The following is a 25,571-nucleotide window of genomic DNA, read 5'->3' as shown; positions in this document are numbered from 1 at the left end:
GACTCATCCACGCGCCGGCGTGCTGCCGGCGGCATCGAGATGCACTTTCACCGTGGCCGACAGGCCGGGACGCAGGACGCCTTGCATGGCCTTCGGCACATCCAGCCGCACCCGCACCGGCACGCGCTGCACGATCTTCGTGAAGTTGCCCGTGGCGTTCTCGGCGGGCAGCACGCTAAACGTCGCGCCGGTGGCCGGCGCCAGACTTTCCACCACGCCGTGAATCGCAGTGCTCGATGCGTCGAGATCGACATCGACGCTGTCGCCGACGCGCATCTTCTTCAACTGGTCTTCCTTGAAGTTGGCGTCGATCCACAACCCGCTCGACGGCACCACGGTCAGCAGCGACACGCCGGTGTTCGCCAGCAGGCCGACACGCGCCGTGCGATTGCCGACATAGCCGTCGATCGGCGAGCGAATGGTCGTGTACTCCACGTTCAGCGCCGCGACACGCTGGGCGGCTTGCGCCGTGGCGATACGCGCCTCGGCGTCGCCGATCTGCGCATCGAGCACCGCGATCTGACGTTGCGCCGCGATCAGCGCGGCGCCGCTGCGATCGACCGCCGCGCGCGCCTTGGTCAGATCGGCATCCGCGCGTTCGACGACCTGGTTCGATACCGCGTCGTCCTTCACCAGTTCGCGGTAGCGCGTCTGGTCCGCGGCGCTGCGCGTCAATTCGGCGCCGGACGCGCGCACCTCGGCGGCCTGCTCGTTGATGGTGGCGAGTTGCAAGGATTTTTTCGCCTGCAGTTCGGTCACCGCGGCTTGTGCGCTCTGCACTTCCGCCGTGGCTTGGGCAAGCCGCGCGTCATAGTCGCGCGCGTCGAGCCGGATCAGCACCTCGTTCGCATGGACGAACTGGTTGTCGTGCACGAGCACATCCGTGACGAAGCCGTTCACCTTCGGCGCCATCACGGTGACATCGCCGCCCACGTAGGCATCGTCTGTCGTTTCGACGAAGCGGCCGACGAAGAACCAGTACGACGCCGCAAGCGCCAGCACGGCAATGACCGTGATGACCGCGAGCAGCATCCACGGAATGCGACGTGCCGGTTTGGCGGTCTGCGCCGCGCTCGGCGGGGCGATAGTCGATGGAGTAGTGGACATGATGTCGATATGTGCGTATGCACTCGTTACGTTAAGAAAAACGGCGCGTGGATGGCGCCGGCCGTACGTCGCCGTATCCGCGACTTCAGATTGAATCCCGTGTGATGGCGAACAATTCGCCTCGCAATGCAGCCGCGCGCCGTTCGCCGAAACGATGCTCGAATTCGGCTTGCGCGGCATGCCAATGTTCACCGCCTGCCTTGAGACGCGCTTCGCCTGCTGGCGTGAGCGTGATCGTCAGCGCCCGCGCGTCGGCGCCGAGTGTCTCGCTCGACACGAGGCCGTTGCGGCGCAGCGGCTGGATCGTGCGGACCAGGGTGGTGCGTTCCATGCGCATGGCTTCAGCCATTTGCTTCATCGTCATGGGGCCGGTGCGTTTGAGCCGTCCCAGCAGCGAAAACTGCGTAATGGTCAGCCCGACATTCGCCAGGTGCCGGTCGTATATCTGCGAGACATAACGCGCGGCCTGGCGGATGGCAAAGCAGTCGTCGTCGAAAAGCCCTTCCATTGCTGCACTTCCTCGTTAGTGAGTGCGTATGCACATAAACAGGCGGACCGATGCTCGTCAGAACGAGCCGGTGCGCCTCAACTAGCCGGTGATGCTGAAGAGTTCGGCGCGCAACGTTTTGGCGCGCGCATGGCCGAACTTCTTTTCAAACTCGTCCTGCGCGGCGCGCCACGCAATGGCCGCCTGATCGAACGTGGCTTCGCCCTTCTCCGTCAGGCTGAACAGAAAGGTGCGGCCGTCATGTTCCGCCGATTCGGCCACCACCAACCCGTCGCGCTGCAAGGGTTTCATCGCGCGGACCAGCGTGGTGCGCTCCATCACCATCGCGTCGGCCAGATCCACCATGGGCAGATTCGGCATGCGTGCGAGCTTGGCGAGAATCGTGAACTGCGCAGCCGTCAGGCCTACTTCGCCGAGGTGGCGTTCGTAGATTTGCGTGACGTGCCGGGCCGCCTGGCGCAGCGCGAAGCAGTTGCATTCGTCGTAAGAGATGGGACGGTTCATGGTGTGGAGTCTATATGTGCATACGCACAGAGTCAAGTTTGGCTGCGTTGAACAGTGTGTTGCAAAAACCGGTCAGCGGCCAGTTCGAAATCGGACATCTATAAGATAGATGTCTGCTTGCAATTAGGGCAGAAAATGGAAAACGGCTCGCAGCATAACGCGGCGAGCCGTTGTGCTCCATCGGCAACGCAGGGCGATAAGCACGGCAAGCGCGCTCAGAGCAAGCGGTAAGCCAGTCGTGCCGCCGCCCTCGCGGTGCGCTTGTCCTGATCGAGCGACGGGTTGTACTCGGCGATGTCCGCCGCGCGCAGCTTGCCCGAGCCACGCACGCGCTGCACCATCGCCTCGACCACGGACAGAGGCACGCCCAGCGCCGCGGGCGCCGAGACACCGGGCGCGGTGGCAGCAGGAAGCACGTCGAGATCGATGGTCAGATAGACGTCGTCCACTTCGTCCAGCATCAGATCGAGTTCGCGCAACCGCAGGGGCAGGTGCGTTTCCTGCATGTCGACGTCGAGCAGATAGCGCACGGCGAGCCGCTGCGCATGCGCGAACAGCGAAGCCGTGTTGCCCAGATCGTTGATGCCGAAGCAGACATAGTTGAACGGCACGCCACGTTCAGCGCAGTCGTGTGCGATCTGATCGAACGGGGTGCCTGAATTTGCAGGACGCTTTTGACGCAGATCGAAGTGCGCGTCGAAGTTGACGATCAGTAGTTTGCGAGGCGTTGCCGGTTCAGAGGCCTCACACCGCTGCTGATGCAAACGCAAACCGCTATACGTTCCCCACGCCACTTCATGTCCGCCACCGAATACCAATGGCCGGCCACCGCTCGCCAGCACCTCGCTGACCACGCTCGCCAGTTCGGCTTGCGCGCCTTCGAGGTCGCCGTCGTCGCACACTACATCGCCAGCATCGGCGAGCGACACGATCGCCGCCTTCGCCGGCAGGCCCGCCAGCGCCCGCCGCAATTCCTTCGGCGCGTGCGCCGCGCCGATGCGACCCTGGTTGCGGCGCACCCCTTCATCGGACCCGAAGCCGACGATCACGGGCACATCGCCGTGATTACTGGAGGCCCTGTCGAACCTGGAGGCCCTGTCGAACGGCACGACCTGGTTGAAAACACGCCGCGTGTCGCCGGGCTCGCCGTCGTCCGAGCGGCCCGCCCACACCTTGTCATCGAATGGAACTCTCATGCGCGCGACAACACCGCCTGCAGGAAAGCGCGCGTGCGCGGCTGCGAAGGCGCCGAGAAAATCTCCGCCGGCGGACCGGCTTCGACGATCACGCCGCCGTCCATCACCACCACCACGTCGGCGACTTCTTTCGCGAAACCCATTTCGTGTGTGACGACCACCATCGTCATGCCTTCGCTCGCGAGCAGTTTCATCACCTGCAACACTTCGCCGACCAGTTCCGGATCGAGCGCGGACGTCGGCTCGTCGAACAGCATCACGCGCGGCTGCATGGCCAGCGCGCGGGCGATCGCAACCCGCTGCTTCTGCCCGCCCGACAGACTCGCCGGCATGACGTGTGCCTTGTGCGCAAGCCCGACTTTTTCCAGCAACGCGAGCGCGGCCGCTTCAGCTTGCGCCTTGCTGGCACCACGCAGCATGCGCGGCCCGACGGTGATGTTATGCAGCACCGACAGATGCGGAAACAGATTGAACGACTGAAACACCATGCCCACTTCGGTGCGCAGTGCATTCAGAGACCGCTCCTTGAGCATCTCGCCCTGATCGACCAGCCGATGCCCGCAGATATCGATCGTGCCGCCTTCCGCCTGCTCGAGCCCGTTGCAGCAGCGCAGAAACGTACTCTTGCCTGAGCCGCTCGGTCCAATCACCACCACGACCTGCTGCGGCTGAATGTCGAAATCGATGCCGTTGAGCACCGTATGCGAGCCGAACGACTTGGTCAGCCCGCGAATGCTGACAATAGGTTCATTGACGTTGGCCACGGTATTCATTGCACCATCCCTCCTGCGCGCAAACGGCGCTCGACACGATGCAGCGCGTAATTGGTCGCCTGCGTCAACACCAGATACACCAGCGCGATGGCCAGATACACTTCGAGCGACCGGTACGACACGCTGATAATCTTTTGCCCTTCATGCATCAGATCGTCGATCGTCAGCAACGACACCAGCGCCGAGTTCTTGATCAACGCAATGAACTCGTTGCCGAGCGGCGGGATCATCCGTACGACGGCTTGCGGCAGAATGATCGCGCGCATGGCCTGTCCCGACGACATGCCGATGGAACGCGCCGCTTCCATCTGCCCGCGATCCACCGACTGAATCGCCCCACGCACGATCTCCGACACGTAAGCCGCCGAATACAAGCCCAAGCCGAGCATGCCGCACACAAAAGCCGGCAACAGAATGCCGAATTGCGGCAAGCCGAAGAACAGCAGAAAGAGCTGCACGAGCAGCGGCGTGCCGCGGAAGAACGTCAGGTACGCCGTGCACAGGTAATACACAATGCGCCGCTGCGGCGTGAGCCGGCCAATGCCGATCAGAAGGCCCAGCACGCAACTCAGCGCAAGCGAGGCGGCGGTCACTTCGACCGTCACCAGCGCGCCGTGCATGATGTCCGGCCAGCCGGCGATGACCGGCGAAAAATCGAGTTCCATTTCGTTTGCTTAGCCGGTTATTGCGCGGTGGCGCCGAACCACTTCTTGACGATCGCCGCATACGTGCCATCGGCCTTGATCTTCGCGAGCGCGGTATTGAACGCGGCCTTCAGTTGCGGCTCGTCCTTGCGCACGGCAATGCCGTAGGCTTCGGTCGTCAGCGGCTTGTCGAGTACACGGAAACCGCCGCGCGTTTTCACGAGCTGATACGCGGCCGGCTTGCCGGTCACGGCTGCGTCGGCGCGGCCAATGCCCACCAGATCGAACATTTCCTGATTCTTTTCGACTTCGACGCGATTGATCTGCGGGAAGTTATCGCGCAGGAAGTTCACGGACTTGGTGCCCACCTGAACCGAGACTTTCTTGCCGTTCAGTTCAGCCGGCGACTTGATCGGCGAATCGCTCTTCACCAGCACGACGAGGCCACCCGCGTAATACGAGTCGGTGAAATCGACCACTTTCGCGCGTTCGTCGGTGATGTAGATGCCGGAGATCGCTGCGTCGAAACGATGGGCGATCAGCCCCGGAATCAGGCCTTTGAAGTCGATGTCGGTCCATTGCACGCGCTTGCCCATCGCCTTGGCGAGCGCATTCATCAAGTCGACGTCGAAGCCGGTGCGCGCACCGTTCTCGGTGTACTCCATCGGCGGGAAGGTGGCGTCGGTGGCCACGTTCAGCACGTCCGGCGTTTGGGCGGACGCGGCGCCGGAGAAGCCGGCGAAGGTCACTGCAAAAGTGACGCAGGCGAGAGACAACAGTCGTTGCAGCTTCATGGGGTAGGCTCCTTGTGGTTTGTTCGGTTCGTTCGGAATCCGGATTGATTGCCGGTCGCGAGCGGCTTCGTCCAGTCAATCGGTTTGCATATGCTCGGAAATGGCGCGGGCCGTACGTAGCGTCCCGTCGATGAATTGGCTTTCGTGGCCGATGGCGCGCGTGGACGGCGCCATCAGCGTGATCGACGCGCTGCTGCCGACGCCGCGTCCGCTGCGATGAAATATCGGAGCGCTCACGCCCCACACACCCGGATCCACTTCACTGTCGCTGACCGCGTAGCCCTGGGCGCGAATCTGCTCCAGTTCGGCTTCGATCGCGGCGCGGCCGGCCGGGTCGTTGTCGAATACGCTGTCGAGTACTTCGGTGCGCGCCTTGTCGGCCATGAACGCGAGCAACGATTTCGCCGACGCGCCCGCCTTGAGCGGTACGGCACGGCCTTTTTCGAACGAACAGCGCAACGAGTGCTGGCTGTCGACCATCTCGAGGCACATCACCTGATGCTTGACGGCGACCACCAGTCCAATGCTTTCCTGCGAGGCTCGCGCGAGTTGCTGCATCTCGGTGCGGCTCGCTTCGACCAGCAGCGAATTCACATCGAAGCCGAGCGCAAGTTGCAAGCTAATCGGGCCCGGCGCGTAATGCCCCGCGTTTTCCGCGACGAAACCCCAGCGCTTGAGCAAGGCGATCTGACGGTACAAGGTGCTTTGCGCGAGCCCGGTGACAGCAAGCAGGTCCTTCACCGACATGGCCTTGCCGTGACTGGCGAGCGCCGCCAGCACGAGCAACACCCGTTCAGCCCCTGTCACACCTTGTTCCGCATTCACGATGACACCACCCGCAATCCATCACGGACTCAGCATGCCAGAACGTTCTCAAATTTCAAAAATCGGATTCCCGGCGAATGGGAATGGATGACAAGGGTTTTCCCCGAGCGGGGCGAAATGAGGGTGTCGCGACGAACGTGCGACACGTCGAGCGCATTCATCTGGTTAGAAAGAGCTTGCCGCAAGCTCTAAAGCGCAAGCACCGTCACCCCCACTTCCACCCGATGCGCCCCACCACCGAGAATCATCCCGCGCAGCAAGGACACGTCGCTGTAATCGCGGCCGATGGCAAGCGTCACGTGATCCATATCGGCGAGCACGTCATTGGTCGGATCGAGATCGATCCAACCGTTGCCGGGGCAATACACCGACACCCACGCGTGCGACGCATCCGCACCGATCAGCCGCGGCTGTCCCGGCGGCGGATCGTTGCGCAGATAGCCGCTCACGTAGCGCGCCGGCAAACCCAGCGAGCGCAAGCAGCCGATCATCACCTGCGCGAAATCCTGACATACGCCGCTCTTCAATTCGAAAGCGCGTTCGGCGGGCGTATCGAACATCGTCGCGGAAGGCTTGTAGGCGAAGTCTTCGTGAATGCGGTGCATCAGATCGATCGCACCCGCGGCGACCGGCATGCCGGGCGGAAAACTCGGCAATGCATAGTCGCGCAACGACGGCCGCGGCACGATATTCGGCGACGCGAAACAGAACTCGACTTCGGCCCGGAACTGACCGCCGACGCGAAAGCGCAGCGCATCGGCCACGTCGTCCCATTCGGGCGTCGCTTCCGGATCGAGATCGGTCCAGCGCGGCATGAGCGCCACCGTGGTTTCGCTGACGAGCTGCAAGCGCTCGTGCGGCGCATCCAGCGCGAAATACAGCACGTCGTTGCCGAATGCGTCGATCCGGCTATTCAGATACGACGGTTCGGGTTCGATCTTTTCGCTGTGCGAGACCACGCGTTGCCACGAACAGGCAATCGGCCGGATCGTCGCGAGATGCTGCGCGGTCTCCACGTAGGTGGAGTAGCGATAGGTCGTGCGATGCGAGACGGACAGCACGGTGGGCGTGTGCTTCATGACCACACCTGCGAGGCGACCGTGCTGGCATGACTGAAATAGCGCGCGCTGATTTCATGCGCGGCCGCGCCGACAAATCCGCCGATCTGATCGCATACCGCAATCAGATTGGCGTACGTGCCGTTTTCGTCCACCTCGCACAGCGATTCGAGCGTCGGCAACAGATCGGTGGGCGCCATCAACTCAGCGAACGGACGATGCCGCGTGCTGCCCGCCGCCACGGCGATTTCGTCGAGCTTTTTACGCAGGCGCTCATACACGCCGTACATGCCACGCGGATTGGTCGGCTCGATGACCAGCAGGTCGAGCAAGGCCGGCACTTCGAAGCGGCCCGGATAGAGCGAGCGATACGTCAGCGTGCTGTCGAACAACTGCAGCAGCAGATCGAAACCGGCTGGCGTCGAGAGTTGGCCTTTGTCGGCGACCACGCGCAGGAACGAGGTCATCGCGGACACGCGTTCGATGTGGCGGCCCACGAACAGCAGACGCCACGCTTCGTCGCGTGTCATGCGGTCGCCCTGCGCGCCGCTGATTGCCGACAACTGCACCGACAGGTGTTCGAGCGCGTTCATCAGCGTGACGCGGTCGTAACGGTCGTAGCGCTCGCCGCGGCCATTCGCGCTGCCACTACCGTTGCCATTCCCGTTGCCGTTGCTTTGCGACGAAGATGAACCGCCGCCGTAACCCGGCGCCGGCATCAACGTCTGCAACGCGTCGCGGAAGTCGTTGCGCGCCGCGAGAATCGTGCGCCAGTGATCGTTCGACAGACGCCCACGCACTTCCCCATTCGAGCGCGCCTGGGAGGTCAGGTTCTGGCCGATGCTCGCGGTGCCGGTGCTCTCGCTCAGATTGGCGACCAGCGCGCGCTCGAAAGCCTGCGGCGAAGGCGGCGCGAACATGTCGCCGGACTGCACGAGCCCACAATGCATGGCGAGTTCGACCAGGGTCGGAAACATCGCGTCTGCATCGTTGCCTTCCAGCGAGCCGAGGATCAGGCGCAACAGCCGCACGTTGTTTTCAGCGCGCTCGCCATAACGTCCGGCCCAAAACAGGTTTTCCGCCGCGCGGCTCGACACGGTGCGGTGCTTGCGCGCGAGATCGGCGGGCTGCATGGGCGAAGGCAGCAACGTGAAGGTCGAAGTCGGCTGACTCGACAGCACCCACGTATCGACACTGCTGCCGCCGTACTGCATGGACACGGTGGCCTGGCGTTCGGCGGCCATGCGCGTGAAGCCGCCCGGCATCACATGCCAGCCGCCGTTGACGTCCGCAATCGCATAGACGCGCAGCACCGACGGGCGGCGGCCGATGGTGCCGTCCTCGTAACGTGGCGTGCAGGAAAAGCGCTGCGCCTGCTGGATCGTGTAGGTGTCGGGCATGGCTTCGATCCGCTCGCGCCACGTCGACAAGCGCTGCCGCCCCTGCTCCGCGCCGGGCGGCGCATCGCGCCCGGTGACCGGCCAGGTCGGCACGATGAACGCTTCGTCGAGACGCGCGAACGCATGGTCGCGCGCCGCCTCTTCGCCGCACCACCACGTCGCCACGCTCGGCAACACGAGGTCTTCATCGAGCAGCACTTCGGCGATGCCAGGCAGAAAACCGTGCAAAGCCGGCGATTCGACGAAGCCCGAGCCCGGCACGTTCGAGACGATCACGTTGCCTGCGCGCATCACCTGCAACAAGCCGGGCACGCCGATGCTCGAATCGGCGCGCAGTTCGACCGGGTCGCAGAACGCATCGTCCAGGCGCCGCAGCACCACGTGCACGCGTTCGAGACCGGCGAGCGTCTTCAGATAAAGCTTGTCGTCGCGCACGGTCAGGTCTTTTCCCTCGACCAGCGTCACGCCAAGATAGCGCGCGAGAAATACATGCTCGAAGTAAGTTTCGCTGAACGGTCCCGGCGTGAGCAGGGCAATATGCGGCGAATGCTCGGCGTCTTCGCTGTCGTGCCGCATCGTGGCCTGCGCCGCCTGCACGAGTGTCGCGATCAGTTGCGAGTAGGTCGGCGCGAGCCGGCTCACGTGCATGGCGCGGAACGGATCGGCGAACAGCGTCGACACGATCAGGCGGTTTTCCAGCGCGTAACCGAGGCCGGACGGCGCCTCGGTGCGATGCGCCATCACGGTCCAGTCGCCGTCGGGCGTACGTGCCAGGTCGACCGCGACCACTTGCAGAAACTGGCCGCCCGGCGGCGTGTATCCCTTCACTGAGCGCAGATAGCCGGGATGGCCGAAGACGAGCGCCGGCGGCAATTGCCCGCGCTGCAGCAAGGTCTGCGGCCCATAAATATCGGCGACGATCGCGTTGAGCAGATGCGCGCGCTGCGTCACGCCGTGCTCGATATGCGCCCACTCTTCCTCGCTGATCAGGAACGGCAGCAGGTCGAGCGCCCACGGCCTCGGCTCGCCGTTATCCGCGTAGACGTTGTAGCTGATGTCGTTGTCGCGGATCTGCTGCGCGACCGAGGCGAGGTGATCGTCGAGCCGCGCGATGCCGTCTTCGCCGAGCCGCTCGAAGAATTGCCGCCATGGTTCGCGCAGCGCGCCCGAGGCGTCGCGTAACTCGTCCCAATGTCCCTCGTAGGCCGGCAGCAGGCGCAACAGGGACGAAGCGTCCGCGCGCGCCGCGGACGTTTCGAAGGGAAAAGTCGATTGAAAGGCCAAGGTCGTGTCGTTTTAAGAGTGGGCTGGTTTCACCAGTAGCGCAGATCCAGTGTGAACGGAAATTCCAGACTGCGGTGCGGCGCATCGACCGTGAGCGGCCCCGGCGTATGTCCCGACGCGAAGAAGCGCGCGCGCCGCCGGCTTTCCGCCTCGTAGGCGTTGACCGGGAAGGTCTGGTAATTGCGCCCGCCCGGATGAGCGACATGATACTGGCATCCGCCCACCGAGCGGCCGGCCCATGTATCGACCAGATCGAAAGTGAGCGGCGCATCCACGCCGATGGTCGGATGCAGCGCCGACGGCTGCGACCACGCGCGAAAGCGCACGCCGGCCACATATTCGCTGACGCGGCCGGTGGGCTGCAAGGGCACCGGCACGCCGTTGACGGTCAGCACATGGCGGTTGTCGTTCAGCCCGAGCGCGCGCACTTCGAGCCGCTCCACCGACGAATCCACATAGCGCACCGTGCCACCCGGCGAGCCCTCTTCGCCCATCACGTGCCAGGGTTCGAGTGCATTGCGGATCGTCAGCGAGACGCCGTTCACCGTGGTCTCCCCAACCAGCGGGAAGCGGAATTCGAAATGCGGCGCGAACCAGCTGCTGTCGAACGCGTAGCCCGCGCGGTTCAGTTCGCCGAGCACGTCGTCGAAATCCATCTTCACGAAGGTGCCGAGCAGGAAACGGTCGTGCAACTCCGTGCCCCAGCGGGTGAGCCGCTGCGTGTAGGGCGTGTGCCAGAAGCGCGCCACCAGCGCGCGCAGCAGCAGTTGCTGCACCAGACTCATGCGCGCGTGCGGCGGCATTTCGAAACCGCGCAACTCGAGCAGACCGAGGCGGCCGGTCGGACCGTCGGGCGAATAGAGCTTGTCGATGCAGAACTCGGCACGGTGCGTGTTGCCCGTCACGTCGATCAGGATGTTACGCAGCGAGCGGTCGATCATCCACGCCGGCAGGCTCGCGCTGTCGCGGCCGCCGAGCATGTCGATCTGCCGCTGCAATTCGCGGAACGCCACCTCGAGTTCGTAGACCTGGTCGTTGCGTGCTTCGTCGATGCGCGGCGCCTGGCTGGTCGGCCCGATGAACAGCCCGGAAAACAGATACGACAGCGACGGGTGGTTATGCCAGTACGCAATCAGGCTCGCCAGCAGATCGGGACGGCGCAGGAACGGACTGTCGGCGGGCGTCGCGCCGCCGAGCACGAAGTGATTGCCGCCGCCGGTGCCGGTGTGCCGGCCGTCGGTCATGAACTTCTCGCTGCTCAGATAGCTTTCAGCGGCCGACTGATACAGGTATTCCGTGTGGTCGACCAGTTGATCCCAGTTCGCCGCGGGATGAATATTCACCTCGATCACGCCGGGGTCTGGCGTGACCTGCAGCACTTTCAGGCGCGCGTCGCGCGGCGGCGGATAGCCTTCGAGCACCACCTGCATGCGCAACTCGGCCGCCGTCGCCTCGACGGCGGCGAGCAGATCGAGATAGTCGTCGAGTTCCGTGAGCGGCGGCATGAACACATGCAGCAGCGTGCGGCCGCTGCCGAACGCCTCCGTTTCGGCCTTGGGACCGGCCGCGCGTTTCGGGTCGCGCGCTTCGACACAAATCGCCGTACGGATCGTTTCCTTCGACGATTGCCCGCGCGCCGGCGCCGCCTGGTCGCCGGGCTCACGCGCATAGGCCAGCACGCCGCCGCCTGGCATGCCGCTCAGCAACTCCGCCGCCGAGGACGACAACGCCGCCGCGCGCCGCGCATCGGCGGGGCTCATGCTGCGCTGCTCGCCGTCGTATTGCATACGCAACTGCGTGGCCGAACGCAGCGGCACGGGCGGTGCGAACGGATCGTGCGCGTGCTGGTACGGATAATCGGTCTTCGACACCCACGGCAGCGAATCGAGCGGCAAGCGATAACCCATCGGCGAATCGCCCGGAATCAGGAACATGCGCTCGTCGCGGAAAAACCAGCGGCCGCTGACCCATTGCGGCGCCTCGCCGGGCACCTCGCGTTCACGCGCGAGCGGCAGCACAAAGCCGGTCGCACCGCCCAGCCCCGCGTCGAACACGCGGCGCAGGCGCACGCGCTCCAGTTCGTCGTCCAGCCGCGCGTCGAGTGGATCGACGTTGACCGGCAGACGGCGCTCGCGCCACAGGTAGTACCAGACGTCCTCGAAACCGGGCTGGATGCAGTCCGTGTCGAGCGAAAGCTTGGTTGCGAGATGCGCGAGGAAGCGTTGGGCGTCGGCGGCGGTGTAGGTGCCGGGCTCGCGCTCATCCGCGAAGAGCGACGGGTCATGCCAGCAAGGCTCGCCGTCCGCGCGCCAGTACAGCGACATCGCCCAGCGCGGCAATTGCTCGCCCGGATACCACTTGCCCTGGCCGATATGCAGGAAGCCGTTCGCGCCGTAGCGCGAGCGCAGCTTGTCCATCAGCGCGACTGCGTAGCCGCGTTTGGTCGGGCCGAGCGCGTCGGTGTTCCATTCGGCGGCGTCGCGATCGCGCACCGACACGAAGGTCGGCTCGCCGCCCATCGTCAGACGCACGTCCATGTCGGCGAGCTGTCCATCGACCTGCGCGCCCATTTTCAGCACGTCGGCCCACACCGCTTCGCTGAAAGGCTTGGTGACGCGCGGCGTCTCCAATATCCGTTCGATCGACATCGTGTGTTCGAACTCGACCTCGGATTCGTCGACGGCGCCGGAGATCGGCGCCGCGCTGCCCGGCTCGGGCGTGCAGGCGACGGGGATATGCCCTTCTCCCGCCAGCAGCCCGGAGGTCGGATCGAGGCCGATCCAGCCCGCGCCCGGCAGGTAGACCTCGCACCACGCGTGCAGGTCGGTGAAGTCGACCTCGGTGCCGCTGGGGCCGTCGATCGATTTGACGTCCGGCGCGAGTTGCAGCAGGTAGCCGGACACGAAGCGCGCCGCCAGCCCCAGTTGCCGCAAGGTCTCGACCAGCAGCCAGCCGGAGTCGCGGCACGAGCCCGCGGCGCTCACGAGCGTTTCCTCGGGCGTCTGCACGCCAGGCTCCATGCGGATCAGATAGCGGATCTCGCGTTGCAGCCGCTGATTCAGGCCGACGAGGAAGTCGGCGGTGGCGGCCGGTGTGCGGTCGATACTCGCGACGAACTCGGCGAAGCGCGGCGTCATCGGCCGCTTGACGCGGTACGGCGCGAGTTCCAACGCGAGACCGGGCGAGTATTCGAAGGGAAACTGCTCGGCCGAGGGCTCGAGAAAGAAGTCGAACGGGTTGTAGACGGCCATCTCGGCAACCAGATCCACGGTCACCTTGAATTCGCGCGTCTTCTCGGGGAACACGAGCCGGGCCTGATAGTTGGCGAACGCGTCCTGCTGCCAGTTGATGAAGTGTTCGGCCGGCTCGACCCGCATCGAATACGACAGAATCGGGGTCCGGCAATGCGGCGCAGGCCTGAGACGCACGACCTGGGGCGACAGTGAAACCAGCCTGTCGTAACGGTAATGTGTGACATGATGCAACGCGACGCGTATGGACACACCGGACTCCTGGACGAAGGATGGCAGCCCGCCAAAAAGCAAGCTTCATGCCGTTTGTTGAACGCTTGTTGAACAAGTGCGAAAAACCGCGTGCACAACACGTATTGCCCGGATCACCGCCTGCTGTGAAGTTTGCCGCGCTTCGCCGACCGTCCGGTCGATCGAACCAAGCGCCCTTCCACTGCCGTTTTCAAGGCCGCGCACCAAAGCGGCGCAGCACTCATGCACGATCATGCACGTAATGTGCGTTAAACCAGTGACGTCTGGCAAATGCGGCATGAAGATTGCGGCAGGTGTTCTCCCATGACCGCCCTCCCACCTCCCAGGCTCGACCGATGAAAACCTTCCACTGCAATCACTGCTCGCACCTTGTTTTCTACGAAAACGTTCGCTGCGAACGTTGCGAGTCATTGCTTGGCTATGTGCCTGAAGTGGCGGAAATCAGCGCGTTCGAAGATGCCGGCGAAGAACGCTGGCGCAGCCTGCACCCGGGCGCCGAAGGCGCGCTGTTCCGTCAATGCCACAACTATGCCGTCGAAAACGTCTGCAACTGGATGATCCCCGCCGACTCGCCGGACGTACTGTGCCGCGCCTGCCAGCTGACCCTCACGATTCCGAATCTGAGCGCGCCGGACAACCGCCTCTACTGGTATCGGCTGGAGATGGCCAAACGCCGTCTGCTGTACACGCTGGCCGAACTCGGCCTCGACGTGAAGTCGCGCCAGGCCGATCCCGAGCACGGCCTCGCCTTCGAATTCCTCGAGGACGGCGGCGACGGTTCGCGCGTCATGACTGGCCATGATAACGGGCTCATCACGCTGAACATCGCCGAGGCCGACGACGCTTATCGCGAGAAAGTCCGTACCGCGATGGGCGAGCCCTACCGCACCTTGCTCGGCCATTTCCGGCACGAGACCGGGCACTACTACTTCAGCCAGTTGGTGGAGAACAACCCGCGCTGGCTCGAGCCGTTCCGCAAACTGTTCGGCGACGAAAGCGCCGACTACGGCGAGGCGCTGAAGGCCTACTATCGCGACGGCGCGCCGGCCGAGTGGCAGGCGTCGTATATCAGCGCGTATGCCACGATGCATCCTTGGGAAGATTGGGCCGAGACGTGGGCGCATTACATGCTGATCGTCGATGTGCTGGATACGTCGACCTCGTACGGCGTGGCGCTATTACCCGACGACCCGAGCGAGCCGACACTGACCGACCGCACGCCGGTGGAAGACGCAAGCTTCGAGAATCTGATGAAGCGCTGGTTTCCGCTCACTTATGCGCTGAACAGCCTGAACCGCAGTCTCGGCATGCCGGACGGGTATCCGTTCACGCTGGCTGCGCCGGTCGTGGAGAAGCTGCGCTTCGTGCATCGCGTGATCGAAGGGGCCGGCGATAAGTCGCAGCCGAGAGAAGCGGCGACGCCGCCGGGTCAGGCTGCGGTGGTGTCGGCGCAAGAGCCGGCGGCGCAGGCTGAGGTGGCGCAAACGGTGGAAGCGACAACTGGCGCGGCGCCGGGCGAAACAATTGACGCGCCGGCCGCGCAGGCTGAGCCGCAGGCCGCCGAGGTCGTGGTGTCAGCCACAGCGCCGGCAACGCAAGCCGGCGTGCAACCGACGGCGTCGGTCGAGACTTCAGCCGCGCCGCTGCAACCGGTGGACGTGGCGGCTCCGCCGCAGCAACCCGTGGCGTCCGAGCGGCCGTTGCAGCCCGCGCCTATCGCCGCTCAGAGCGCTCCGGCGAAGCGGGCCAGGCGGCGCTAGCCAGGGTTAGCGGAGCGACGGGCCTAGTTGAGGCCAGGCCCGCGGTGCTGCATCTCGGGCACGTTCAGCGCGAGCCATAACCGGTCTCTAGCGCCATGCACGGCGGCGACGGCTACAGCCCGTCCGCGCCTGCCGTACCGTTTGATCATCTCGCGAAGCCTATCCACCCGCCAAAGCCCGCCACACGGCTCATTTCAAGACATCGAGCGATCCCGCCTCGTGATCGCTCCCAACAACCCTTTCTCAAAATAAGACTCTTCCTAGATGCAGCCCGGTCGAATTCTTTGACAATCGCATCCAGTTGGCGACACACGCGGCACGCGCGAATCGCCCTCAGTCGGCGCGACGTGCTTCGCATCAGGCGTCACAACCCGCTATGGGTTGCCAACGCCCCGCCGCCCGCCTCCTTGTCATTGAACATAACGCGCACGCAGAACAACGCAAGCGTTCACCATCGACCCAAGCCATGAGCACCGAATTTTCCCTCGATCGTTTCGAATCCCAGATCCAGTCCCGTGACTACGACGCCGCGCATGAGGAATTCTGCGCGCTACTCAAAACGCTTTCCGACAAGCGCGGCAAGCTCGGCACAGAACCCTTCGCCCGCAGCAATCCGAACTCGCCTGGCGACGAAAACTCGCGGAACACCTTGCAGCGCATCGCCGACGGTTTCACAGCGCTTTTTTCCGCCCCCGAGTACCCGCTCGAAGCGGAAAAAATGAACATCATGTTCTGGGGGCGGCCGTGGATCAACATGATCTTCGCCGTGACATCGTATGGATCGACGGATCACATCGTGCGCAAGCTCCTCGAAAACATCCAGGACAACGACGACGCCCGCGCCGCACTGACCCGCAAGCAACTCGTGCTCTACACCTCAGGCTCGCAATACGATATCGATTTCGCCGACCTGCATCAGCGCGACCCCGTGCTCGCCACGAGCCTCGGCGTTTCGATGGTCGCCGGCGCCGTGCACATTTCGCCCGCCGCGCACGAAAAACGCGAACGTCTGCTCGAATGGCTGCCGGGTGTGCTCGACACCATCGAAGACCTCGACGACTTGCCGACCGGCGCCGTGTGCGGCGCCTACATGCATTGCAGTTATTCGACATCGCCCGACCGGCACGCGATCAAGCACAGCATCAACAGGCTGGTGCGCAAGAAGCTCGACACGCTCGGTCTGCTCGGCCACGAGGCCAGCGTCGCGCGTACACGAATCAGAGGACGCAAGCCGGTGATGCTCGTGGTGCTCGAATGGTTCACGGGCGGTCACTCGATCTATCGAACCCATTCGCGCACCATGCTCGCCGCGCGCAAGCATTTCGAAGTCGTCGCCATCGGCGAGGCACAGCACGTGGACGAAGCGGGACGCGCGATTTTCGACCGCTTCGTCGAATTCGAGCATCCGGAATATATTGGCGACTGCATCCGCCAGATCCAGGAATTCGCCACGCGCGAGAAACCGGACGTGCTCTATATGCCGAGCGTCGGCATGTTCTCGCACACAATCTTTCTGTCGAACCTGCGCGTGGCGCCGCTGCAGATCGCGGGTCTCGGCCATCCCGCCACGATGCACGCGGCGCATATGGACTACGTGAGCGTCGAGGAAGATTTCGTCGGCGACCCGGCATGCTTCAGCGAAAAAATGCTGCGTCTGCCGAAGGATGGCCAACCGTACGTGCCGTCGAAACTGCTCACCAACGTCGTGCCCTCGGTGCCGGAGCGCGGTGATGTGGTCAATATCGGCGTGACTGCCAGCGCGATGAAGATCAATCCGCACTTTCTCGAGGCGTGCAAGGCGATCGTCCACACCGCGCGCGTGCCGGTCAAATTCCATTTCATGACATGCTGGAGCGAAAGCATCGATCTCGCGTACGTCAGAAAGTCAATTTACGCGACGCTGCCGGAGTCGAACGTGGACGTCTACGGCTCGCTCAACTACCCCGAGTATCTGAAGATCCTCAACACGATGGACATGTTCGTGAGCCCGTTCCCGTTCGGCAACACCAACGGCATCGTCGATTCGTTCACGATCGGACTGCCCGGCGTCAATCTGTGCGGGCGGGAAGTGTTCGAGCATATTGATAGCGGCCTCTTCGAGCGCGCGGGTCTGCCGTCGTGGCTGACGGCTCACTCGGTCGACGAATACGTGCGCGCCGCCGCCCGGCTGGCTGAACAGCACGACGAGCGCGAAGCACTGCGCCGGCGTCTGATCGACGAAAAGGCGGTCGAGCGTATCTTCGAGGGACGCCCCGAAACGTTCGGCGAAGGCGTGTTGAAGTTGCTGAATGGTCTCGACAGAAAGTAAGCAGCGTCACAGCATCAAACTGACGGGCCGCGACGGAAGATCTTCCGTCGCGGCCCGTTTCACATCCGCCGAGTCCGGCAAGCGCCGGCTGTCAGTCGATTCAATACGCGACGTAAGGCCCTGTGCCGCCAGGCGTCGGTTGCTGCTCGACGGCGGCGTACACGTTGCGGCCGTAAAAGAACGGCAAGCCCCAGTCGAAGATCGCCGACGTGACGAAAGCCGGTCCCGCCAGCAGCGGCAGCGCCGAATCGCCGCTATACGTCTGCGCTATCGTCGTGGCATTGCCGACGCTGAAATTCACAGCGCTCGTGGCGCCGTTCACGCCCTGGATCATCGCGCTCAGTTGCTCGGTCGACACCGGACAGTAATACGAACTGTTCGGGCTCGCGCAGACCGGTAATGCACTGGTCTGGAAGAACAGGCCGGTCGAGCCGCTGTCCAGAATACTGCGCGAATACGTGATGCCGTTCTGCACGGTCGTGAAGGTTCCATTCGACGGACTCACGCCGATCACCTGCGCGCCGCCGAGCGTATTGTTGGTCTGCGTGCCGATGCCGAACACCAGTTGTCCGGTGACCGACTGCGCGGCGCCCGATACCGTCGGCAGGCTCAGCATCGAGCCGTTGTTGTCGGTGGCGAAGTACGGAATCGGATTGGCCACCTGCAGTTCTTCGGCGAGCGGAATCGACGTGCATGTCGCACCGCTGCAGCCGTAGTACGTGCCGGCCAGCGCCTGCTGCACGCAGTTCGCGCCGCAATCGTGCTTGAACACGCCGATGCCGAGAATGCCGTTGGCCTGCAACGTGGCCGGCGTGTTGCGCGATGCGCCGAAGTTCGCGCAATCGGCGGGTAGCGCTGCGTAGTTCGGGTCGATCACCTGGATCGGCAGCGACGCGGCTTTTTCGCTGGCGATCTGCAAATCGGCGAGCTTGACCGGGCCCCACGTGTAGCCGTCGAAAAACTGCATGCATTCGGCGACCAGATGGCCCGACGCGTCTTTCTGCTGCGGCAGCGTCATCGAAGCAGGCAACTGGGATGCGAATAGGCGCACGCCCCACGACCCGGTATCGACCAGCACGTGGTCGATGGTTTGACATTGCGTCGTGCCCGGCGCGCAGATCGTGAGGCTGACGAACGGCATGTTCGGCACATCGCTCACGCCGGAATCGATCGTCACGCGCACCGCGTTCGCGGCCAGCGATTGCGACGACGGCGAGGTGTTGACCAGGGAGGGACCGGACGAGGAAGTCGAACCGTTGGTGCCGGCCGCGCTGCCCGAACCGCTGGAGCCGCCGCCCCCGCCGCCGCACGCACTGACGAGCAACGCGAGCAGCGCCGCGCAGAGCAAGGTTTTGAACGAAGACATCTGTCGCATATCCGCTCCGTTATTGAATGACGCCGACATCGACGCCTGCGGGCACCGCTTGCGGCAGATAGGCATAACCGGAGAAAGCGCGCAGATGCCCGCCGGAGTACACGACCAGTTCGCTGTTGGAGACCGCGAGTGGTGTGCCGCGGCGCGTCGCGGTGGCGGCGACGTACACGTCGAACGACGTCCCCAGCATGGATTTCAGATCCGGCAGGGTCGGCCCTTCCCACGCAACACCGAACACGATGCCGTTGCGCGCGACGTACTCGCGCACCAGCGTGCCGGACGGCAGCGTCATCAGGTGTACCGAATACGCGCTTTGCGTAGTGGACGTGTGAGCCACTGCGCGCAAGCGGGACTGATCTCCGTCGACGGTGCTGACGTTCTGGCCGAGCGTCGCGTGCGCGGCAAACGACAGCGCACAGCTTGCCCCGAGCATCGCGCGAGCAATGCTTGAATAGAGCATCGGTTTCAAGTGAGTTCCTTCGAGGTGAAACGCTCGTGACCAGGCGTTGAGCCGATCACAAACGGAAACAAGGGGCGCACGCTTCGCCAGTGGTACAGATGCGGCGTTCACACTGGTTGAGCTGCGTGAATGCGTCTACGGAGTGGTGACGCGAAACTTTAGCCATCGCGGCGAGGCGCTGCAATCGTTTGCGGAAGGATTTAAACCTTTCCGCCACGCGGCGTCGTTTTAGCCTGTTTGATATTTCAGGACCAGATCACCAACGGGCGGCGCTTGAGCGAGCGTTCTGGCTTCGTGGCTCGTTCAAAGCGAACAGAAACGCGAACTGTCCAAGGTCCATGCAGAAAAAAATCAATGCGCGCAACATTGCGCGATCAATGTAAGCGGGCGCTGAAAACGTCAGGCAAAATGCCCGTTTTCCTCTGACAATACAAGACGCTAAAAGGCTTTTCGTGTGAAGAGAAAATCGACGCAGTGATCGTGATCCGCAGAACAAAAAAAATGCCGCGGATGACTCGAGGGTCATTCACGGCATCGGTGATTCGAACGTAACGCGTCAGCGATTCGACGCATCAGCGCCCGTTACTTTTTCTGCTGCTGCAAAAGCGACTTAAGCTCCTGCACGTTTTCTTCTACGCGTTTTGCGATCACCGCATACGACTCGGCTTGCGTCTGATACGCCGCTTGCGCCAGTTGCTGCATATCGGCAAGCGACTTGTGCAGACTCTGCTGGATCAACTCGGCGGCTTTGCCCGAAGGCGCGGCACCGCCGGCCGACAACTGGCCCGTCAGCGACTGCAATTCGCTCAGCGTCGAGCGCAACATGTCGGCCTGTTTCTGGGCAAGCGACTGCATGCCCTGGAAGGCCGTCTGATTCGCCTGAACCAGTGCTTCCATGTCCTTGCGTCGCGCTTCCATGATGGCGGGTACGTCGAAACCGGGGAGCTTGAACTGCTCCAACATTTTGGTGAGATCGCCAAACGGATTGGCGGCGTCAGGTCGGTCCATGCGAAATCCTCCTTAACGGTTGAATACTCGCCGGCGGTGCATCGCCGCGCTATGTCTCCGTGACGCATGCACTGGCGGCGTCGCGTGCGCCGCGCGTCCGCCGGAACGGGCTGGTTCTGGGGTCGGACGGCACATCGCTCAATCATGCGCCATCCGGAAACAATGCGCCAGCGGGCACACCCTGGCTCACGCCTTACCCGTCGACGGGATTTGGCGGCCATTGGCCGCGTGGCATGGAAGGCCCGGTAAGTTACAAGACGGCTTCAGTAACCCGACGAATCGGCATGTCGACTATCGTTGCTCATGTGTTGGCGCACTGTAGCGCCGGTTCTGTCTCGATGGGAGCGAGTTCATGAAAAAAGCAATCTTGAGCGCGGCGCTGAGCGCCGGTCTGACTCTGGCCGCGATGGCCGCGTTTGCCCAGGAAGCGCCGCCGCCCGCGGCCCCTCAGTCGCATGGCGAGCCGCAGCGCGGCGACGGGCCGCCGCCGCATGGCCGGATGGGTCCGATGGGTCCGATGGGCCCCGGCTTCGCGGTGATCAACGATCTGGAACAGTTGCGCCGCCTGTACGCGATGAGCGGACATCAAGGCGAAATCATCGCGGTGTATCACGACGTGCTGAACAAGACGCAAGATCCGATGCTGCGTCACTATGTGTATGACTCGCTGGCTCGCGAGCAGTTGAAGCCCGCCAATCCCGATCAGGCGATCGCGACACTGCGCACCAGTCTGTCGGAAGACCTCGCCGCCGCCAACAAGGCGCCGCATGGCGCGCAGGGCGGGATCCCACCGCCGGCTCAGGCGCAGTAAATTCTCGCCACGGCGTCACCACGTAAGCTTCGCCGTGACGCCGCGCATGAACCGCGTGATCAGTCCATGCCGTGCTTCACCGCCGCGCGCCTCGCTAGCTGAGTGACCGTCCGACACGCGCGCCAGGGCGCTTCGCACACAGGCATTTTTTCCTTCGATAAACAGCCGCGCGGCAACTCAAACCGTCGAGTTTCCGATTGGAAGCGCTCCCGCCTGCACCTTGCCTAACCATTCAGCATGCTGCGTTAGCTTTCCCACATTGCCGCTTCACTGACCACTTCTCATCTTCCGTCAGGTGATTAGGATATGAGCACTGCAACCCTGGTGCCCTGGTGAAGAATGCGCTACCCGCTGAACATGGCCGTTGCCGCCGTCCTACTGGTTTTTGTCCTTGGCTGCATCATCAAGCTCGCCTTGAACTGATGGCCGACACGCATGGCATCGCACGCGCCGTTGCACGCGCAGTTGCATGACCTCACGCCGCTGGCCGGCGCGGTCGATTCACATCCGCACATTCTCTCTTTTCCCGCCAGGTCCGCTGACTTTTGCGACACGCAAAAGCCATAAGCGAGGCCACTTCGCGCCGTGACATAGGACGAAATAATTGTTGAATGGAGTTCGGGAAGTGACGCGGCCATACTTCGTTTCGCTGCCGGTGCGTACGAAACAAAACGCATGAGATCAAGGGTGCTTCACGTGCGAGACGTTTCGCCGATGATCAACGATCCTACGGTTGCCCGATCATCGAGAGAACCGTTCGAACATTCCGGCACCGCGTGCCGACGACAGGATCAACATGTTGCCTACTTCAGTGAAATTCCTCAGAAAAAATGCCGCCCGTTTGGCCTGCGTGACGATGGTTTGCTGCAGCGCGCTGCTGACCGGCTGCGCCGGCAGCAGCATCAAGAACCCCAGCGAGGCGAGCACGCCGGTCCAGGTGCGCCCGGACAACATCTATGTCTACACCTTCGACGCCAATCCGGATCAGGTCAAACTGGACGGCGGCATGATGCAGAAGGTGAAGACGCGGCTCGAAGGGTCGTCCGCTGCGCAAAAGCAGGCCGCCGATGCCGCCGAAGTCCGCGAGCAGGTCGCCAACGAAATCGTGCATCAATTGCAGTCGATGGGTCTGCGTGCGATCCGCTCGGACATCCCCGCACCCGCCGATCAGAATGTGCTGCTCGTGCAAGGCAGCTTCGATACGATCGACTCGGGTAATCGCCGTCGCCGCATGTTGATCGGCCTCGGTGCGGGCAAGAGCGAGGTCAGCAGTTCGGTGCAGATTCTGTACAAGCCCGCGGGCGGCGCACCGCGTCTGGTGCAAACCTTCACCGCCAACGCCGACAGCGGCAAGGCGCCGGGTATGGTCGAGACCGCGGGCGTGGGCGCGGCGGCCGGCAGTATCGCGACTTCGGCGGCGGTGGGTGGCGGCTTGCACGCCGTATCCGAAACCAAACGCGCCGGTGTGTCAGCGGACGCGAAGCGCCTCGCCGACGCGGTGGCCAAGCAGATTGGCGAGATCGGCGTGAATGGCGGCTGGCTTTCGACGGAGCACATCAAAGGTTGATAACGCATTGGCCGGTTTGTTGAACCGGAACGATCGTGAACAGCGCGCGGCAGAGCCGGATTTCGATCCCACTCTGCCGTTCGCTTTCTAGGCCTTCGTATAACGCAGCCACACCGCACCGTGTTCCTTTTGTTCAACGGACGTGAGCTTCAAATACGCGGGCGCTTGCCACTTTTCCATCGCCACTTCGAACGAGGAAGGATGTTCGCTGCGGCCATCCACCAGCGGCAAAATCAGCACGCTCACTTCGTCGACGAGACCGGCGTTCACGAACGCCCCGCTCACCTGCGATCCGCCCTCCACGATCAGCTTCTTCACGCCGAGCTCACGCGCCAATGTCTGCACGACCTTGCCGAGATCGATCTCGGTCTTGCCGCCGAACACGTAGGACACGCCGATCGATTGCAGGTAAGCGAGGTAGTCGTCGGCGACCTGTTCGGTCAGCACTTCGATCACGTGCGACTTGAGCGCGGTGTTGCTCTTCCACGCCACGCGGCCCTGCGGATCGATCGAAATCGCGTATTGGTCCGCTTTGCGTTCAACGAAATGGTCGGTGCGAGGCACCGTGCCCTTGGCGAGCCCTTTCGGATAATCCGTGCCGTGCGCAATCTCCTGCATGGTGACGCGCCCGCAGATCCAGCCGTCGGCTTCGAAAGTGGCAGCCGTGTCTTCGTACAGGTCCGACGCATAGTCGAGGTGCCAGCCGTCCGTCAGGCTGCGGCCGTCCAGCGAGGACATCATGTGAGCGACGATATAAGGGTTCATGCGTCAAGCCTCCGTGTCAGGTCAATGAAAAGACCTTGCAGCAAGGGCCGTTCCGCGGATCAGTAGAGGCCGCCGTGATGCGGCGCATGTCGCGCCTCGACCATGGCGCGTAGCGACTCCAGTCCACGGCTGATCCAGCTCTTGACCGTGCCGATCGGCGCATCGAGCGTATGCGCGATCTCCGATTGCGACTGGCCCCGGAAATAGGCGAGCGAGATCGCCTGACGCTGAACCGGCGTCAACCGGCCGAGATAGAAGGACAGACGTTCGGCGTCCAGCGCGAACTCCTGCCAGAAGTTCACGTCGGCGTCGCTCGCGGCGATGCGCTCGTCCAGTTCCTCGACATAGACGCCCGAGTACGGATTGCGCCGCAAATAATCGAGCGCCTGGTTCTTCACAATGGTCGACATCCACGTGGACGGCGAGGCCTTGTCCGGATCATACGAACCGGCGAAGCGCCAGATCTTGATGAAGCCGTCCTGCACCACTTCTTCGGCCGACTCGCTAGTGCGGGTCACACGCACCGCAAGGCCGAACAGCGACGGCGCCGACGCCCGGTACAGCGCCTCGAACGCGCCGGCCTCGTGCCGTGAAACACGCTCGAGCAGCGCCGCGAGATACGCGCTCTTCTGATCCAGAGCGGACGCGCAGAGGGTCGCGTCGGTCGAAGCATCCTGTGACATTGCACATCCTCCGGGACGGTGCGCGCCGTACTACGCCTGATCGGCTTGTGGCGACTGAGGTCCGGCAAACCAGCCCTCTTCCCGCGCGACGCGCTCGAGCGCCGCCTCGACCATCGCGCAAGCCCGGTTGCTGACGTCGCCCAGATAGCGATGCAGCGCGGCGTCCTGCGCCGAGCGCGACGCGCAGGCGTCGCTGTAGCGCTCGAACGCCGACAGCTTCATGACCAGCTCCGCCAGGTGGCGCGGACACTCACACGCGATCGTGGAAGAACGGCCCGCAATGGTTTCCAGTTCGCGGTCGTCGTAGCGACGGCGCACGCGCGACCACACGGCGTCGTCGCCGATGCGCTCCTGCATGCGGACGCGTTCGCACAGGTCGCCGAGCATCTGACGGAATTCCGTCCGGCTGTCGGGCTCGCGATAAAGACGCACGCCCGCCACGCGCAGAATCTCCGCCGCCGGGCCGGTACCGAAGCTGTAGACCACCGCGATCGCCTTCGCGCGGACGGCGTCGCCGAGCGCGATGATCTGCGACGCGATGTCCTCTTGCAGTGAGTCGACGCTGACCAACAGCGCATCGATCGACTCGCGGCGCTCACCGCTCGCGCCGGGGCCCGCGATAGAGAGATCGGCGAACGTGATCAGCTCGTTCACGCCGTAGGGCCGCAAATCGACACCCGACGCCTGGAAACGCTGCGCCAGGCTGCCGCCCACCAAAGCCAACCGCAGATCGACGGACTCGACAAGCGGTATGTCAGCCGCGCCGCCGCTCTCGCGTCCGCTGCGCGCGGCCAGAAACTGCAATTGCTCGCGATCGAGCCGCGCAATCGCGCCGATCGCGTGGCCGCGGCTCACCAGCAGTTTGATCAAACTGAGTCGCTTGACGTCGTCTTCTGTGTAGAGACGCTGGCCTGACGCGGTTTTGGCCGGCCCGACCACGCCGTAACGACGCTCCCAGATCCGCAGGGTCGTGACCGGCATCTTAGCCAGGCGCGCCGCCTCGCCGCTTCTGTAGCCCTGTTGAGCCGGTTGTTGCTCGTAAGATGAAGTCATCGTGAAACCCTAAGTGATCGAATTCTCGATTCAAGCATACTGCATTTCCAACGATACGAAACGATTTAGCGACTCACAATCCCTAATTGAAACGCAATTTTTGATGCACTATGATTTTTAACGTCACTCCCACATTTCGCCTCCTCTACCTGACGACTACCCACGACGCCCGTGCGGCACCGCAA

The 25,571-nt window shown here is 63.5% G+C and carries 20 protein-coding genes and 1 pseudogene; 4 read left to right on the top strand and 17 right to left on the bottom strand.

Going from position 1 to position 25,571, the window contains the following annotated elements:
- Positions 1-3 precede the first annotated feature (3 nt).
- The 11 genes from PQR42_RS04465 to PQR42_RS04415 form a co-directional block, all read right to left on the bottom strand.
- Positions 4-1,107, bottom strand: coding sequence for an HlyD family secretion protein (locus PQR42_RS04465; protein ID WP_408205032.1), 1,104 nt, complete (start codon positions 1,105-1,107; stop codon positions 4-6).
- Positions 1,108-1,192: 85 nt separating this feature from the next.
- Positions 1,193-1,615 (bottom strand): MarR family winged helix-turn-helix transcriptional regulator, encoded by a 423-nt coding sequence (locus tag PQR42_RS04460; protein ID WP_408205031.1) that lies wholly within the window; start codon positions 1,613-1,615, stop codon positions 1,193-1,195.
- A gap of 81 nt (positions 1,616-1,696) precedes the next feature.
- A complete protein-coding gene (locus tag PQR42_RS04455) occupies positions 1,697-2,119 on the bottom strand; it encodes a MarR family winged helix-turn-helix transcriptional regulator (protein ID WP_408205030.1) in 423 nt (140 codons plus the stop codon).
- Between the two features lie 215 nt (positions 2,120-2,334).
- Positions 2,335-3,315, bottom strand: coding sequence for a formimidoylglutamase (gene hutG / locus PQR42_RS04450; RefSeq protein ID WP_408382693.1), 981 nt, complete (start codon positions 3,313-3,315; stop codon positions 2,335-2,337).
- The gene (locus PQR42_RS04445) at positions 3,312-4,088 is read right to left on the bottom strand and encodes an amino acid ABC transporter ATP-binding protein (RefSeq protein WP_408205028.1); all 777 of its coding nucleotides are present in this window, start codon (positions 4,086-4,088) and stop codon (positions 3,312-3,314) included. Before PQR42_RS04445 ends, hutG begins: the two co-directional genes overlap by 4 nt.
- Complete coding sequence (locus PQR42_RS04440; RefSeq protein WP_408382691.1) at positions 4,085-4,753, bottom strand: amino acid ABC transporter permease; 669 nt, start codon at positions 4,751-4,753, stop codon at positions 4,085-4,087. The genes PQR42_RS04445 and PQR42_RS04440 overlap by 4 nt, the downstream gene beginning before the upstream one ends.
- Before the next feature lie 17 nt (positions 4,754-4,770).
- Positions 4,771-5,526, bottom strand: coding sequence for a transporter substrate-binding domain-containing protein (locus PQR42_RS04435; protein WP_408205026.1), 756 nt, complete (start codon positions 5,524-5,526; stop codon positions 4,771-4,773).
- 75 nt (positions 5,527-5,601) lie between these two features.
- Positions 5,602-6,351: an IclR family transcriptional regulator gene (locus PQR42_RS04430; RefSeq protein WP_408382689.1), complete on the bottom strand. Its 750-nt coding sequence runs from the start codon at positions 6,349-6,351 to the stop codon at positions 5,602-5,604.
- 188 nt (positions 6,352-6,539) lie between these two features.
- Positions 6,540-7,430, bottom strand: a complete 891-nt coding sequence (locus tag PQR42_RS04425; RefSeq protein ID WP_408205024.1) for a transglutaminase family protein — start codon at positions 7,428-7,430, stop codon at positions 6,540-6,542.
- Positions 7,427-10,093 (bottom strand): circularly permuted type 2 ATP-grasp protein, encoded by a 2,667-nt coding sequence (locus tag PQR42_RS04420; protein ID WP_408382687.1) that lies wholly within the window; start codon positions 10,091-10,093, stop codon positions 7,427-7,429. Before PQR42_RS04420 ends, PQR42_RS04425 begins: the two co-directional genes overlap by 4 nt.
- Before the next feature lie 29 nt (positions 10,094-10,122).
- Positions 10,123-13,596, bottom strand: a complete 3,474-nt coding sequence (locus PQR42_RS04415) for a transglutaminase family protein (protein ID WP_408493575.1) — start codon at positions 13,594-13,596, stop codon at positions 10,123-10,125.
- 335 nt (positions 13,597-13,931) lie between these two features.
- Here PQR42_RS04415 and PQR42_RS04410 point away from each other — a divergent pair.
- A pseudogene (locus PQR42_RS04410) lies at positions 13,932-15,014 on the top strand (zinc-binding metallopeptidase family protein); the annotation flags it as partial.
- An 808-nt stretch (positions 15,015-15,822) separates the two neighbouring features.
- Positions 15,823-17,664 carry an adhesin gene (locus PQR42_RS04405; protein WP_408493574.1) on the top strand — a complete coding sequence of 614 codons (1,842 nt, stop codon included), beginning with the start codon at positions 15,823-15,825 and terminating at the stop codon, positions 17,662-17,664.
- 100 nt (positions 17,665-17,764) lie between these two features.
- On the opposite strand, the gene PQR42_RS04400 is transcribed toward PQR42_RS04405, so the two are convergent.
- The 3 genes from PQR42_RS04400 to phaP form a co-directional block, all read right to left on the bottom strand.
- A complete protein-coding gene (locus PQR42_RS04400; RefSeq protein ID WP_408382684.1) occupies positions 17,765-19,039 on the bottom strand; it encodes a DUF3443 domain-containing protein in 1,275 nt (424 codons plus the stop codon).
- A gap of 10 nt (positions 19,040-19,049) precedes the next feature.
- Positions 19,050-19,499: a DUF2844 domain-containing protein gene (locus PQR42_RS04395; protein WP_408383021.1), complete on the bottom strand. Its 450-nt coding sequence runs from the start codon at positions 19,497-19,499 to the stop codon at positions 19,050-19,052.
- Positions 19,500-20,081: 582 nt separating this feature from the next.
- Positions 20,082-20,507 carry a TIGR01841 family phasin gene (phaP, locus tag PQR42_RS04390; protein ID WP_408205019.1) on the bottom strand — a complete coding sequence of 142 codons (426 nt, stop codon included), beginning with the start codon at positions 20,505-20,507 and terminating at the stop codon, positions 20,082-20,084.
- 352 nt (positions 20,508-20,859) lie between these two features.
- On the opposite strand from phaP, the gene PQR42_RS04385 reads away from it, so the two are divergent.
- Together PQR42_RS04385 and PQR42_RS04380 are read left to right on the top strand one after the other, a co-directional pair.
- Positions 20,860-21,318 (top strand): hypothetical protein, encoded by a 459-nt coding sequence (locus tag PQR42_RS04385; protein WP_408382682.1) that lies wholly within the window; start codon positions 20,860-20,862, stop codon positions 21,316-21,318.
- Between the two features lie 796 nt (positions 21,319-22,114).
- Complete coding sequence (locus tag PQR42_RS04380; RefSeq protein WP_408382680.1) at positions 22,115-22,885, top strand: DUF4410 domain-containing protein; 771 nt, start codon at positions 22,115-22,117, stop codon at positions 22,883-22,885.
- A gap of 87 nt (positions 22,886-22,972) precedes the next feature.
- Here the strand turns inward: PQR42_RS04380 and PQR42_RS04375 are convergent, their stop codons facing one another.
- From PQR42_RS04375 to PQR42_RS04365, 3 genes are read right to left on the bottom strand one after another with little or no spacing between them, the layout of a single operon-like run.
- Positions 22,973-23,650 (bottom strand): dihydrofolate reductase family protein, encoded by a 678-nt coding sequence (locus PQR42_RS04375; RefSeq protein WP_408205016.1) that lies wholly within the window; start codon positions 23,648-23,650, stop codon positions 22,973-22,975.
- 59 nt (positions 23,651-23,709) lie between these two features.
- Positions 23,710-24,333 (bottom strand): RNA polymerase sigma factor, encoded by a 624-nt coding sequence (locus tag PQR42_RS04370; protein ID WP_408205015.1) that lies wholly within the window; start codon positions 24,331-24,333, stop codon positions 23,710-23,712.
- 30 nt (positions 24,334-24,363) lie between these two features.
- Positions 24,364-25,386, bottom strand: a complete 1,023-nt coding sequence (locus PQR42_RS04365; RefSeq protein ID WP_408205014.1) for a MerR family transcriptional regulator — start codon at positions 25,384-25,386, stop codon at positions 24,364-24,366.
- Positions 25,387-25,571 lie beyond the last annotated feature (185 nt).

The sequence above is a fragment of the Paraburkholderia sediminicola genome (genome assembly GCF_046027355.1).
Classification (GTDB): domain Bacteria; phylum Pseudomonadota; class Gammaproteobacteria; order Burkholderiales; family Burkholderiaceae; genus Paraburkholderia; species Paraburkholderia sediminicola_B.
Note: the sequence above shows the minus strand (reverse complement) of the source record. Positions and strands in the feature narration are given on the sequence as shown.

Excerpts from the sequence above, each read along its gene's own strand:
- PQR42_RS04385 (WP_408382682.1), top strand. The coding sequence starts at position 20,860 with ATGAAAAAAGCAATCTTGAGCGCGGCGCTGAGCGCCGGTCTGACTCTG.
- PQR42_RS04440 (WP_408382691.1), bottom strand. The coding sequence starts at position 4,753 with ATGGAACTCGATTTTTCGCCGGTCATCGCCGGCTGGCCGGACATCATG.
- PQR42_RS04460 (WP_408205031.1), bottom strand. The coding sequence starts at position 1,615 with ATGGAAGGGCTTTTCGACGACGACTGCTTTGCCATCCGCCAGGCCGCG.
- PQR42_RS04380 (WP_408382680.1), top strand. The coding sequence starts at position 22,115 with ATGTTGCCTACTTCAGTGAAATTCCTCAGAAAAAATGCCGCCCGTTTG.
- PQR42_RS04425 (WP_408205024.1), bottom strand. The coding sequence starts at position 7,430 with ATGAAGCACACGCCCACCGTGCTGTCCGTCTCGCATCGCACGACCTAT.
- PQR42_RS04370 (WP_408205015.1), bottom strand. The coding sequence starts at position 24,333 with ATGTCACAGGATGCTTCGACCGACGCGACCCTCTGCGCGTCCGCTCTG.
- PQR42_RS04455 (WP_408205030.1), bottom strand. The coding sequence starts at position 2,119 with ATGAACCGTCCCATCTCTTACGACGAATGCAACTGCTTCGCGCTGCGC.
- PQR42_RS04465 (WP_408205032.1), bottom strand. The coding sequence starts at position 1,107 with ATGTCCACTACTCCATCGACTATCGCCCCGCCGAGCGCGGCGCAGACC.
- PQR42_RS04395 (WP_408383021.1), bottom strand. The coding sequence starts at position 19,499 with ATGCTCTATTCAAGCATTGCTCGCGCGATGCTCGGGGCAAGCTGTGCG.
- PQR42_RS04405 (WP_408493574.1), top strand. The coding sequence starts at position 15,823 with ATGAGCACCGAATTTTCCCTCGATCGTTTCGAATCCCAGATCCAGTCC.
- PQR42_RS04365 (WP_408205014.1), bottom strand. The coding sequence starts at position 25,386 with ATGACTTCATCTTACGAGCAACAACCGGCTCAACAGGGCTACAGAAGC.
- PQR42_RS04435 (WP_408205026.1), bottom strand. The coding sequence starts at position 5,526 with ATGAAGCTGCAACGACTGTTGTCTCTCGCCTGCGTCACTTTTGCAGTG.
- PQR42_RS04400 (WP_408382684.1), bottom strand. The coding sequence starts at position 19,039 with ATGCGACAGATGTCTTCGTTCAAAACCTTGCTCTGCGCGGCGCTGCTC.
- phaP (WP_408205019.1), bottom strand. The coding sequence starts at position 20,507 with ATGGACCGACCTGACGCCGCCAATCCGTTTGGCGATCTCACCAAAATG.
- hutG (WP_408382693.1), bottom strand. The coding sequence starts at position 3,315 with ATGAGAGTTCCATTCGATGACAAGGTGTGGGCGGGCCGCTCGGACGAC.
- PQR42_RS04445 (WP_408205028.1), bottom strand. The coding sequence starts at position 4,088 with ATGAATACCGTGGCCAACGTCAATGAACCTATTGTCAGCATTCGCGGG.
- PQR42_RS04375 (WP_408205016.1), bottom strand. The coding sequence starts at position 23,650 with ATGAACCCTTATATCGTCGCTCACATGATGTCCTCGCTGGACGGCCGC.